12 protein-coding genes are annotated in these 11,724 nt (G+C 31.6%); 8 read left to right on the top strand and 4 right to left on the bottom strand.

All coding sequences use genetic code 11. From position 1 onward, the window contains the following. Positions 1–34 precede the first annotated feature (34 nt). Positions 35–175 carry an rSAM-modified peptide gene (locus VGE71_RS19715; RefSeq protein WP_331139828.1) on the bottom strand — a complete coding sequence of 47 codons (141 nt, stop codon included), beginning with the start codon at positions 173–175 and terminating at the stop codon, positions 35–37. A gap of 585 nt (positions 176–760) precedes the next feature. On the opposite strand from VGE71_RS19715, the gene VGE71_RS19710 reads away from it, so the two are divergent. The 6 genes from VGE71_RS19710 to VGE71_RS19685 all read left to right on the top strand — a co-directional run bounded on the left by VGE71_RS19710 (position 761) and on the right by VGE71_RS19685 (position 8,478). Then, the gene (locus VGE71_RS19710) at positions 761–2,317 is read left to right on the top strand and encodes a vitamin K epoxide reductase family protein (RefSeq protein WP_331139827.1); all 1,557 of its coding nucleotides are present in this window, start codon (positions 761–763) and stop codon (positions 2,315–2,317) included. A 30-nt stretch (positions 2,318–2,347) separates the two neighbouring features. Next, complete coding sequence (locus tag VGE71_RS19705) at positions 2,348–2,530, top strand: hypothetical protein (protein ID WP_144215908.1); 183 nt, start codon at positions 2,348–2,350, stop codon at positions 2,528–2,530. A gap of 68 nt (positions 2,531–2,598) precedes the next feature. Beyond that, positions 2,599–2,730: a hypothetical protein gene (locus tag VGE71_RS19700; protein WP_331139826.1), complete on the top strand. Its 132-nt coding sequence runs from the start codon at positions 2,599–2,601 to the stop codon at positions 2,728–2,730. 573 nt (positions 2,731–3,303) lie between these two features. Continuing rightward, positions 3,304–5,496 (top strand): peptidase domain-containing ABC transporter, encoded by a 2,193-nt coding sequence (locus VGE71_RS19695; RefSeq protein ID WP_331139825.1) that lies wholly within the window; start codon positions 3,304–3,306, stop codon positions 5,494–5,496. A 2-nt stretch (positions 5,497–5,498) separates the two neighbouring features. Next, a complete protein-coding gene (locus VGE71_RS19690) occupies positions 5,499–6,788 on the top strand; it encodes an HlyD family secretion protein (protein ID WP_331139824.1) in 1,290 nt (429 codons plus the stop codon). A 34-nt stretch (positions 6,789–6,822) separates the two neighbouring features. Then, positions 6,823–8,478: a S41 family peptidase gene (locus VGE71_RS19685; protein WP_331139823.1), complete on the top strand. Its 1,656-nt coding sequence runs from the start codon at positions 6,823–6,825 to the stop codon at positions 8,476–8,478. A gap of 44 nt (positions 8,479–8,522) precedes the next feature. Here the strand turns inward: VGE71_RS19685 and VGE71_RS19680 are convergent, their stop codons facing one another. From VGE71_RS19680 to VGE71_RS19670, 3 genes are all read right to left on the bottom strand, one after another. Next, entirely contained in the window at positions 8,523–9,230 is a 708-nt protein-coding gene (locus VGE71_RS19680) for a tRNA1(Val) (adenine(37)-N6)-methyltransferase (protein WP_331139822.1), read from the bottom strand. Between the two features lie 62 nt (positions 9,231–9,292). Beyond that, positions 9,293–9,817, bottom strand: coding sequence for a ribosome maturation factor RimM (rimM, locus tag VGE71_RS19675; RefSeq protein ID WP_144215898.1), 525 nt, complete (start codon positions 9,815–9,817; stop codon positions 9,293–9,295). A 15-nt stretch (positions 9,818–9,832) separates the two neighbouring features. Continuing rightward, on the bottom strand, positions 9,833–10,393 hold the full coding sequence (locus tag VGE71_RS19670; protein WP_144215896.1) for a 30S ribosomal protein S16: 561 nt from the start codon (positions 10,391–10,393) through the stop codon (positions 9,833–9,835). A gap of 189 nt (positions 10,394–10,582) precedes the next feature. On the opposite strand from VGE71_RS19670, the gene VGE71_RS19665 reads away from it, so the two are divergent. Both VGE71_RS19665 and VGE71_RS19660 read left to right on the top strand, forming a co-directional pair. Beyond that, positions 10,583–11,074, top strand: coding sequence for a DUF6252 family protein (locus VGE71_RS19665; protein ID WP_331139821.1), 492 nt, complete (start codon positions 10,583–10,585; stop codon positions 11,072–11,074). A gap of 116 nt (positions 11,075–11,190) precedes the next feature. Further along, positions 11,191–11,535, top strand: coding sequence for an RNA recognition motif domain-containing protein (locus tag VGE71_RS19660; protein ID WP_026727056.1), 345 nt, complete (start codon positions 11,191–11,193; stop codon positions 11,533–11,535). Positions 11,536–11,724 lie beyond the last annotated feature (189 nt).

Here is an 11,724-nt window from a genome sequence, read left to right as displayed (position 1 = left end):
GAGATTTTCTTTATGTTTTTATTTCAATTGGTGATTAACCGTTTCCGTTTCCGCCATTGTTTTTTCTTGGATCATTAGGATCGGTATCATTTCCACCGCCAATAATTGTTTTTTGCTCTTTTCTAGAGATTGTTTCTGTTTGGAAATCGTTGAATTTTGATGTTAAATTTTTCATGTCTATAATTGTTTTGATGATTTTTTAATAAGATTAATCTTTCTTAAATAATTTATTGCAATTCTTTTTTTGACGCCAAAAAAAGCGTTAAAATTGGTTATATAAATAATTTTGAGTTTATATTTTTTGTTTAAAAATACATTAAAAAATAGATTTTTTTGTAAGTTTTATCTTGTTTTGTAAATTGTCTTTTTAAGCGTTTTTTGGGAAGTATTCTATATCAAATTTTGAGGTATATTTTAGATTTTTTTTGTCATTTTTTAACCTCATTTTTTATGATTAATTTCTTTAAAATCATAAGATTTTTATCTCCGCTTTTTCATGTTTTTCGATGTTTAGATTATTGCTTTTCCAAAACTAGATAAAAAGAACAGCCGTTAATCGAAAATACAGTTTCAGAGCTTTTTATTCAAAAAAAATAAATATAATGTATTGTTTTACAGCAACTTGTATAATGTACTATACTTGGTATAATTTATAAATTGTATGTGGTATAATTAATAAAATGTATATATACATGCGATTTTTATCAATAAAAACCCCAATCTTTGCAGTGTAATTATGATTTAAAAACGATCAAAAGCGATGTTAAAACTGGTTCAAAAATTTCTACAAATCAACAAGTACTCAGACATAAAAAATGAGTTCAAAGATCTGTTTTTATCGCATCCAAATTATCCAAGTTTATTTGCCATTACAGATTCGTTCGATTTGCTTTCTGTAGAGAATGCAGCAGTGAGAGTTTCGAAAGAACAAATCGTCGATTTGCCGTCTAATTTTTTGGCCTATTTTAAAGAGGAATTAATTCTGGTCGAGAAGATAAAAAATGGTGTTAGAATTACAACGTTAAAAAAAGGAAGTCAAAAATTATCTTACGATAAATTTCTTTTAGATTGGAATGGAGTAATTGTAGCTATTGAACCAAATAACGTAGTAGCAAGAGAAAATTTAAAAGTAGAGTACAACTGGTTAAAATATTTTCTGCCTTTAGTATTGCTAACAGGTTTGTCTCTTTTCTATAATGGTTTTAATTTATTTAGCAGTGTTTTTTTAGTTACCTCAATATTAGGTTTGATTGTGAGCATATTTATTGTTCAGCAAAAATGGGGAGTCAAAAACACTGTAATTTCAAAATTTTGTAATTTAAGTTCTAACTCTTCTTGTCATTCGGTTATAAGTTTCAATGATGATATTGCAAACAGATGGCTAAGTTTTTCAGATTTACCATTGCTTTTCTTTAGTTCAAGTATAATTGCAATTTTGGTTCAGCCTTTAAGCTCAGCAATATTTGTTGGATTTTTAAGTTTGTTGGCAATTCCTGTGGTAGTTTGCTCCATCTGGATTCAGAAATTTGAAATTCAAAAATGGTGTGTAATGTGTTTGGCAGTATCGTTTTTAATACTTGTTCAAAGCATCATGTGGTTCTCATCAGATCTTTTTACACTAAGTTTTAGTTTCAATACGGTTTTTCCATACGTATTCTCTTTATTGCTTTTAATTCCGATTTGGGCAGCTGTGAAAGTAATGATTAAGAATTTGCTTGATAACGAATACTCATTAAAAGAGCTTAAAAAGTTTAAAAGAAATTACTCTCTGCTAAACTTCTTGTCCAAAAAAGTAAAATATACTAAAGGATTTGAAGATTTAAGAGGATTGAACTTCGGGAATAAAAATGCAGCAGTAAGACTTTCCGTTATATTGAGCCCTAGTTGCGGACATTGTTATAAAACATTTCAAGAAGCTTTTGAATTGGTAATCAAATTTCCGGATAGAATATTTTTAAACGTTCTTTTTAATATCAATCCAGAAAACAATGATAATCCTTATAAAGCTGTTGTTGAAAGACTTTTAACAATCAATAGAGCCACACCTGGAAAAACTGTTGAAGCAATTTCTGATTGGTATATCAAAAGAATGGCTTATAAAAAATGGCTTAAAAAATGGCATGTAGATTCTGTTAGCATGATGATTAGCCAGGAAATTCAAAAACAATATGATTGGTGTTCAATGAATAATTTTAATTATACACCTGTTAAAATTGTAAATGAGAGATTATTTCCAAATGAATATGAATTAAACGAATTAAAATACTTCCTGAACGATTATGTAGATGAAGTTCAGGTTTTAGAAAGAATCGCATAAAAATAATAGTAACCCCAAAATACCTGCGTTATGTTAAAGAATATATTGAAATTGAAAGGTGCAGTTGAATTGACTGCGAATGAGCAAAAAACAATAAATGGAGGAAACGCTCCTATTTGTGAGGATGGATTTAAAGCTAAAAGATGTACAGAGTATGGAACAGTGCCATCATATTGGAGTTGCGTACCAAATAGCTATGTTGGAAGCTGTTAAAAACTAAAGATCTAAAGTCTTGTTTTCATAGATTATGAGACTTGCCCAAAAAACGTAAATAACCAATTATGTTAGAAAAGATTTTAAAAAGTAAAGAAACTAAAAAGCTGACCAAAAAAGAGCAAAAAGACATTTTAGGAGGCGAAACAGCAGAACCTAATTGTCTTGATGCAGTCGCTGAAAAAAATTATGCTTGCTAATTTTAATATTTATATAGTAACAGAGATTCAATAAAACTCTGTTACTATAAAAATTGTATTAATATGCTGAAAAAAAATTTAAATCTTAATGGCGCTCACATTATAAATAGAAATGAGCAGAAAACTATGAGAGGAGGAATTCCTGAGTGCTGGGTTTATGCTATGGAAGCAGGATGCATTTTAATACCACCAGGCGAAACTTGTCCGATAAATACATCATCGGGTATTTGTAATACAAGTCGTCTTTGTTGTTGATTTTTAACTTTTTTAAAAGTAATACGATATAGCCTTATTTAGAATTTAGTCATGTTTTTTTTGAATGTATAGGCGCTCGATCGTGGAACATTGAGCATTTTCTCAGTATTGATGATTGGTACTGGGATTCTTAGGAGTTGGCCGCTGTGTTTAATTTTAATTGGTTAGGGTAAAACCGCGGCCATGTCCTAAAGAAATTGTGTTGCTGATAATTTGTTTATAAATACCTAAAACAGAGAAGATTTATATCTTCTCTGTTTTTTTATGGATTAACAAGAAATTTTTTTCCTACATTAGTCTTGAATAAATCAAAGAAAATTGAAAAAATTCGCCCATTATAGACAAGCCGACCATAAAGATTGTGGGCCTACATGTTTAAAAATTATAGCTAAATATTACGGGAAGACAATCAATATTCAGGAGTTGAGAGATTTTAGCGAAACCACTCGTGAAGGAAGTAATCTGCTTTTTTTGAGTGATGCCGCCGAAAAAATTGGCTTTCGAACTCTGGGAGTAAAATTATCTGTACAAAGAATAGAAGAAGCTCCTCTGCCATGTATTCTTCACTGGAATAAAGATCATTATGTAGTACTTTATAAAATAAAAAATAATAAATATTATATCTCCGATCCTGCTTTTGGACTTTTAGAATACAATAAAGAAGATTTTGTAAAGTTTTGGATCGGTAATAATGCTGATGATACAACAAAAGAAGGTATCGCATTACTAATAGAAGCAACTCCGAAATTTTTTGAATCTGATTTTGATAGAGAAGAAAATTCTGGTCTCGGGTTTCGATTTCTTTTTAAATATTTATTTCAATACAAATCATTTCTTATTCAGCTTGCTATTGGACTTTTGGCGAGTAGTTTACTTAATTTAATATTTCCGTTTTTAACCCAGAGTATTGTCGATGTTGGAATTCAGAATCAGAATATTCATTTCATTTATTTGATTCTGTTTGCAATGCTTTTCATTTTCGCAGGAAGAACAGGCTTAGAATTAATTAGGAGTTGGATTCTGTTGCATTTATCCACAAGAATCAATATTTCTCTTATTTCAGATTTCTTTATCAAATTAATGAATCTGCCCATTTCCTTTTTCGATGTCCGTATGACAGGAGATATCATGCAGCGAATAAACGATCATCGACGTATAGAAAAAATTCTGACCACGTCTTCTCTGAATGTTCTTTTCTCGGTAATCAATATGTTTGTTATGGGTGCTGTTTTGGCTTATTTCAATCTACAGATCTTTTTGGTATTTTTTATAGGGAGTGTTTTCTATTTTGGATGGATTACACTGTTCCTAAAAAGACGAGAAGCTCTCGATTATAAGCGTTTTGCAGAAGTTTCAAACGAACAAAATAAAGTTATGGAACTAATTAACGGAATGCAAGAAATTAAGCTTCATAATGCCGAAAAACAAAAACGTTGGGGCTGGGAATATGTACAAGCAAGACTTTTCAGAGTTTCGATAAAAGGGCTCATTTTAGAACAGACACAAACAATCGGCTCATCTGTAATTAATGAATTAAAAAACATATTTATTATCCTGCTTTCTGCAAAATTAGTAATTGAGGGTTCAATAACGCTAGGTATGATGCTCGCTATAAGCGCGATTGTAGGGAGTTTAAATGGCCCAATTACGCAATTAATAGAATTTGTAAGAGAATTGCAAGATGCGAAAATTTCGTTGGCCAGATTGTCTGAAATTCATCAAAAAGAAGATGAACTCCAACAGGAGGAACATCAGACAAATGAAGTGCCCCTTGATGTTGATATTGAGGTGAAGAATCTTTCTTTTCGTTATTTAGGTTCAGATATTCCAGTTTTGGATAATTTGAATTTAGTAATTCCGGCCAATAAAGTAACTGCGATTGTGGGAGTTAGCGGAAGCGGAAAAACAACACTAATGAAACTACTTTTAAAGTTCTACGAACCAGAAAAAGGAGAAGTTTTAGTTGGAAGCACGCAGCTTAAAAATATCTCTCAGAAAGCTTGGAGGACAAATGTTGGAGCAGTAATGCAGGAAGGCTTTATTTTTAGTGATACTATTGCTAATAATATCGCTTTTGGTTCTGATAGAGTAAATAAAGAACGATTACTTTATGCAGCCGATGTTGCTAATATCAAAGAATACATAGCAGGATTACCTCTTGGTTTTAATACCAAAATTGGAGCAGAAGGATTAGGAATGAGTACGGGACAAAAACAGCGTCTTTTAATTGCAAGAGCAGTTTATAAAAATCCAGAAGTTTTATTTTTTGATGAAGCGACTTCTGCTTTAGATGCCAACAATGAAAAAGAAATTATGAGAAAGCTGGACATCTTTTTTGAAAATAAAACAGTAGTTGTCATTGCACACCGATTAAGTACTGTGATGAATGCCGATCAGATTGTGGTTTTGGATAAAGGAAAAATTATCGAAATAGGAAACCATTCTGCATTAGTAGAGCAAAAAGGCAATTATTTTGAATTAGTTAAAAACCAACTGCAATTAGGAAATTAAGCATGACAGAAGATTCATTTGAATTAAGAAGCGAAGAGGTTCAGGATATCTTGACCAAAGTACCACATTGGATGATACGATGGGGAACGGTCTTGATATTTGCCATTATTATAATGCTGTTTTTTGTATCATGGTTTGTGAAATATCCGGATGTGGTAAGAACCGAAATTGTGATTACAACTAATATTCCGCCAGAAAAAATTGTTTCAAAATCTTCTGGGCGTATTGAGGCGATATTAGTTAAAAACAAAACATTGGTTGAAAAGAATAGCACATTAGCCATTATTGAAAATACAGCAAATTACAAAGATGTTTTTCTATTAAAAAGTATTGTCGACGGTTATGATATTAACAATTCAAAAAAAGAATTTCCTTTTGATTTATTGAAAAACTTGCAATTAGGTGAAATAGAAAGTGCTTATGCTGCTTTTCAGAAAGATTATCAGGCTCAGGAACTGAATAAAGATTTGCATCCTTTTCAAGTTGAAAGAAGGGCACAGCAATCTGAGAAAATTCAGATAACAGAAAGATTGGAAATTTTGCAACAGCAAAAATTAATAAATGAACGAGAATTAGAATTGCAAAAGAATGAAGTGGCTCGTTTTGAAACGCTATTCAACAAGGGGATTATTTCTGCTCAAGAAATGGAAGTTAAAAAATTAAATTTCCTTCAAGCACAAAAGAATTATAGAAGTTTATTGTCTTCAATTTCTCAACTAAGATCTTCTTTGATTGATAACACAAAATCTAGTGAGAATTCGCAAATAAACAGCACTAAAGAAGAAGTTAGCCTCGATCGCAGTGTTTCGCAGTCATTTTATCAATTAAAAAAAATAATAAGAGACTGGGAACTCGCATACGCACTAAAATCTTCTATTAGTGGTAAGGTTACTTTTTTACAGGTTTGGAATGAAAATCAGACTATAAATGTTGGAGACAATGTCTTTTCAATTATTCCAGATGCAAAAAATAGCTTTATTGGAAAAGTCAAAGCACCGGCTTTAAATTCAGGGAAAATAAAAGTGGGGCAACGTGTGAATATTCGTTTAGCTAATTATCCTGATAGAGAATTTGGAGTATTAAAAGGTGAAATCAAAAATATTTCGCTTGTTCCAGATAAAGATGGAAATTTATTAATAGATGTTACCCTGCCAAACGGTTTAAAAACGTCTTATGATAAACAAATTGTTTTTCAACAGGAAATGAAAGGAAGCGCCGAAATTGTGACGGAAGATTTGCGTTTAATCGAGAGAATTCTGTATCAGTTTAAGAATATTTTTGAGCAGGTTTAAAGAAATAAAACTTACCTAAAATCATAAAGATCATATGAAAAAAATTGTATTAATTGCTTTTGTTCTTTTTTTTCAATATTCTTTTTCAAAACCAATTACCGAAACACAAAAACTTGCTGCGGTTTGTAAAGTGTGGGGATTTTTAAAATATTACCATCCAAATGTGGCAGATGGAAGTAAAAATTGGGACGATCAGTTGTTTCAGATTTTATCTCAAATTGAAGAAACTAAAACAGCAGAAGAATTTTCAACTGTAGTTGAAAAATGGATTGTTTCATTTGGAGAAATAAAGTCTTATAAGTCTATAAAATCTTCAAAAACAGTTGAGTATTTTGATAAAAATTTCGATTTGTCGTGGATTTCTAATAGTGAAATCTTTTCTAAATCACTTTCGAAAAAACTCAAATTTATTGAAAAGAACAGAATTCAGGGAAAACAATTTTATATTGTATTTACAGAAGATGATACTAAAGGGGTTTTTGAAGAAATTTCGAATGAAATAAATTATCCTGATTTTAAATGGACAGATAAAAACCTGCGTCTTTTAGCTTTATTCCGATATTGGAATTATATAGAATACTTTTTTCCATACAAATATCAAATGGATCAGCATTGGGATAAAACATTAGAGAATTTGTTACCAAAGTTTTCTGATGCTAAATCAGAACTTGATTTTCATTTGGCAATGAAAGAGATAATTGTAAATTTAAATGATTCGCATGCTTTTTTTAATACAAGGGTAACATTTTTAAATTTTGGAGACAAATTTATTCCTTTTGAGGCAAAAATTATTGATGATAAAGCTGTTGTTATAAGATCAAAAAATGATTCTCTTACCAAGATAGATGATATTAAGATTGGTGATGTAATTACAAAAGTTGATGGTAGAACAATTGCTGAAATTTTAAATGAAAAAACAAAGTATATAGAAGGTTCTAATACTCCAACAGTTTTAAGAAATTCGAATATTGCTGTTTTTAACGGAAACTCAAAAAATGCAGAAATTGAATTTGTAAGAGATGAAAAAACGACTGTTAAATCTATAAATCGTTATCTGTATAAAGATTTAAAACTGAAGCCTAAAGTGGAGAAAGAAAAATGGAAAATTTTGGAAGGCAATATAGGTTATGTAGATTTTACTTCGCTTATGTATGATGATGTTCCTGTCTTAATTGAGAATTTAAAAGATACAAAAGCGGTGATTTTTGATAACCGCTGCTATCCTAACGGTGTAATGTCTCCAATTGCTGAATGGATCAATTCTAAAGAAAAAGATTTTGCAAGATTTACGTATCCTGATGTAACGTATCCCGGAAAATTTGTCTGGAGCAAGAATTTTAGTATAGGAAGTGAAAATCCTAATCATTATAAAGGAAAAGTTATTGTTTTAGTAGATGAAAATACGCAGAGTCACGCAGAATTTACAGCAATGAGTATACAAACAGCTCCCGATGTTACAATAATTGGAAGTCAGACAGCAGGTGCAGACGGAAATGTTTGTAGTTTTCAGATAGTAAAAGGATTTTATACTGCATTTAGCGGAATAGGTGTTTTTTATCCAAATAAAAAAGAAACTCAAAGAATCGGTATTGTTCCAGATATTGAAGTAAAACCAACCATCTTAGGAATTCAGCAAGGAAGAGATGAGATTTTAGAAAGAGCAATTCTTTTTGTTAAAGATGGAAAATAGAATTTTATTTGGCATAATTTCGAACTTTGACAAAAAGGTTTTTTTTACATCTTCAAATAAAACTCTTTAGTTAACTCAATATATTCTGGAGTATAAACATGACGATCAATTTCGATAACTAATTCATCGATTTCAATTTCAGAAACTTCATTTCGACTAAAAGCCAATAAACTACGTTTGATTTCGGATTTTGGAGTTCCTTTTACTCGGGTAATTTTTAAGGGATATAATTCGAATTCTTTTGCTAATGCAGTAAATTTTTCTTCTTCTTTAAAAGGAATAATAACAGCTAGAATTCCGTTTTCCGAAAGCAATAAATCTGCAGCTTCAACAATTTCTTCAAAAGGCATTGCGTCTTGAAAACGAGCTAAATCACGTTGTTCATTGTCTGTTTTGTAATCTTCAGCATAAAAAGGTGGATTTGAAACTATCAAATCGTATTCGTCTTCAGGTTCTTCAATAAATTCGTCCAAACCAGCATGAAAACAAAATAAACGATCGCCCCAAGGAGAAGCTTCAAAATTTTCTACAGCTTGTTCGTACGCGTCTTCATCAATTTCAAGCGCATCAATTTGTTCTGCATGGCTTCTTTGCGCAAGCATCAAAGCAATGATTCCAGTTCCAGCACCAATATCTAAAACGCTAAAAGGATTGTGGGAAATAGGAGCCCATGAACCAAGCAAAACACCATCTGTGCCAACTTTCATAGCGCAACGATCTTGGTTGATAGAGAATTGCTTAAATTTAAACATGATGAATTATTTTTAAGTTCAGTTAGGAAGCTGAACACTGAACACTGTGACTGAATACTTAATTAAAGATACATTTCCACAAGACCTTCAGGAAGATTCATGATGACTTTTTTGTTCTCACGATCGATTTTTACAAGAAAGTTATCAATCATTGGAACTAAGATTTCAACTTCACCATTTAAAACTTCAAAAAGAGGTTGGGCAGTAGAATCATTAATAGAAGTAATTTTTCCGAAAACGCCTAAACGCTGGTCTTCGATTTCAAAACCAATAACTTCGTGAAAATAAAATTTGTTGCCTGTAAGTTTTGGCAACATCGTTAAAGGAAGATAAATGCCGTTTCCAACAAGAGCGTCAGCATCTTCTTCTGTATTTACATCTTCAAAACGAACTCTTAGAAAGTCGTTTTTGTGTAAAGAACTTGTTTCAATAAAAAAAGGAACCAAGTGTTTGTTGTGTTCAACAAACACTGATTCCAGATTTTCGTATAACTCAGGTTCGTCTGTGTCTAAATAGATCAGAACTTCCCCCTTGAAACTAAATTTTTTAGCGATTTTACCTAAATAAAAACATTCTTCTTTACGCATTATCGCTAAGTAAAATTATGCTTCAGTTGTTTCGTTATTCTCTTCAGCAGCAGGAGCTTCTTCAGTTGCTTCAGCAACTTCTTCTGTAGCCTCAGCAGCTTGTGCAGCGGCAGCAGCTTCAGCTTGTGCAGCAGCAGCATCAGCAACACGTTTAGCGTTAACTTCTTTTTCTGCTTTTAATGCTGTAGCTTTAGCATCAGCTTTAGCTTTAGATAAACCATCTTTTTTAGCGTCAACTTTTCCAGCTTTTGCTTCTAACCATGCAGTTAATTTAGCATCAGCTTGCTCTTGAGTTAAAGCTCCTTTACGAACTCCTCCGTCAAGGTGGTGTTTCAATAAAGCACCTTTGTAAGAAAGGATAGCTCTTGCAGTATCAGTTGGTTGTGCACCATTGTGTAACCATTTAACTGCGCTGTCAAGGTTTAACTCAACAGTTGCTGGGTTAGTGTTTGGATTGTAAGTACCGATTTTCTCTAAGTATTTACCATCTCTTTTTGAGCGTGCATCTGCAGCTACCACCCAGTAAAAAGGTTTTCCTTTTTTACCGTGTCTTTGTAATCTAATTTTTACTGACATAATCTTATGATTAAATTTTGAGGTACTCGACCTCCGTTAATTAAGGGCGCAAAGATATAATTTTTTTGTCAATAATTCGTTTTAAAGGCATTAATTATATTTAAGCGGTGTTTTTTAGCATTTTTTTGACTTTTTAATTTAAGTATTTAGGCCTTAATGCAATACTTTTGCATGAAATTCATTTTAAACATGAAAAAATACTTTTACTTTTTATCACTTTTACTTATCGTTACATCTTGTACAGAAGATGTCAGATTTAATAATCCTGCTTTTCAGACTTTAAAAGATAATACTTTTTGGAGAGCTCAGGTTTATAAAGCTTACTTGAATTCGAATGGTACAATAGTTATTGAAGGAAATTTGGGTTATGAAAAGGTTATTTTGCAAACGGAGTCTTCTGCCGAGCAATCTTATAGTTTAGGAGTTAATGAAATTTCTAAAGCTACTTATGAAAATACACTTCCTTCTATTTTGTCGTTTTATTCTACAGGAGAAAATTATGGTACAGGACAAATCGTTATTACAGATTACGATACTAAAAATAATACCATTTCAGGGACATTTAGATTTACAGGAATTAACAGAGATGCCGGAGATGTCGAAAGTCCTAAAGTTAATTTTACGGAAGGTGTTTTTTATAAAATAACTGTTGTTGGAGATCCTAGATTGTCTGCGGAATAAATTTTAGTTATTAAGCTAAATTTTCTTAAATCCCAATAAAAACTTAAATAAATTCATACCATAGTAGATTAGATGAAAATAAGGTTACATTTGTTTATTATTATAAAAAAGTATCTATGAATATTTTCGTTGGAAGCCTTCCATTCAGTATTGAGGAAGCAGATTTAAGAGAGTCTTTTGAGGCTTATGGAACAGTTGACTCTGTTAAAATTATTACTGATAAATTTACTGGAAGAAGTAAAGGATTCGGTTTTGTTGAAATGCCAAATGACGCTGAAGCTCAAAAAGCAATTGACGAATTAAACGGAGCAGTAGTTTCTGGGCGTACAATTGTTGTAAACAAATCTGAACCAAAACCAGAAGGCGAAAGAAGAAGTTTTAATAACAACCGTGGTGGAAACAATCGTGGTGGTTATGGAAACAACCGTGGCGGAGATCGCGGAAACAGAGGAGATTACTAAAAAAAGATTTTTTCTAAAATATAAAAGGGATCAACGAAAGTTGATCCCTTTTTTTGTTTCAAGTTTCAGTCCTGATAGCTATCGGGATTGAAACCTGAAACAAAATAAACTTTTATACGTTAGCAGCTAACCAGTCACCAACTTCTTTAGTACCGTATGCTTTGCCTCCGTTAGCTAAATCTTCAGTAA

Source organism: Flavobacterium sp. (assembly GCF_036405015.1).
Classification (GTDB): domain Bacteria; phylum Bacteroidota; class Bacteroidia; order Flavobacteriales; family Flavobacteriaceae; genus Flavobacterium.
Note: the sequence above shows the minus strand (reverse complement) of the source record. Positions and strands in the feature narration are given on the sequence as shown.

What these genes read in the sequence shown, in the direction of transcription:
- VGE71_RS19715 (WP_331139828.1), bottom strand. Translation starts at nt 175, where the DNA reads ATGAAAAATTTAACATCAAAATTCAACGATTTCCAAACAGAAACAATC.
- VGE71_RS19710 (WP_331139827.1), top strand. Translation starts at nt 761, where the DNA reads ATGTTAAAACTGGTTCAAAAATTTCTACAAATCAACAAGTACTCAGAC.
- VGE71_RS19705 (WP_144215908.1), top strand. Translation starts at nt 2,348, where the DNA reads ATGTTAAAGAATATATTGAAATTGAAAGGTGCAGTTGAATTGACTGCG.
- VGE71_RS19700 (WP_331139826.1), top strand. Translation starts at nt 2,599, where the DNA reads ATGTTAGAAAAGATTTTAAAAAGTAAAGAAACTAAAAAGCTGACCAAA.
- VGE71_RS19690 (WP_331139824.1), top strand. Translation starts at nt 5,499, where the DNA reads ATGACAGAAGATTCATTTGAATTAAGAAGCGAAGAGGTTCAGGATATC.
- VGE71_RS19685 (WP_331139823.1), top strand. Translation starts at nt 6,823, where the DNA reads ATGAAAAAAATTGTATTAATTGCTTTTGTTCTTTTTTTTCAATATTCT.
- VGE71_RS19680 (WP_331139822.1), bottom strand. Translation starts at nt 9,230, where the DNA reads ATGTTTAAATTTAAGCAATTCTCTATCAACCAAGATCGTTGCGCTATG.
- rimM (WP_144215898.1), bottom strand. Translation starts at nt 9,817, where the DNA reads ATGCGTAAAGAAGAATGTTTTTATTTAGGTAAAATCGCTAAAAAATTT.
- VGE71_RS19670 (WP_144215896.1), bottom strand. Translation starts at nt 10,393, where the DNA reads ATGTCAGTAAAAATTAGATTACAAAGACACGGTAAAAAAGGAAAACCT.
- VGE71_RS19665 (WP_331139821.1), top strand. Translation starts at nt 10,583, where the DNA reads ATGAAAAAATACTTTTACTTTTTATCACTTTTACTTATCGTTACATCT.
- VGE71_RS19660 (WP_026727056.1), top strand. Translation starts at nt 11,191, where the DNA reads ATGAATATTTTCGTTGGAAGCCTTCCATTCAGTATTGAGGAAGCAGAT.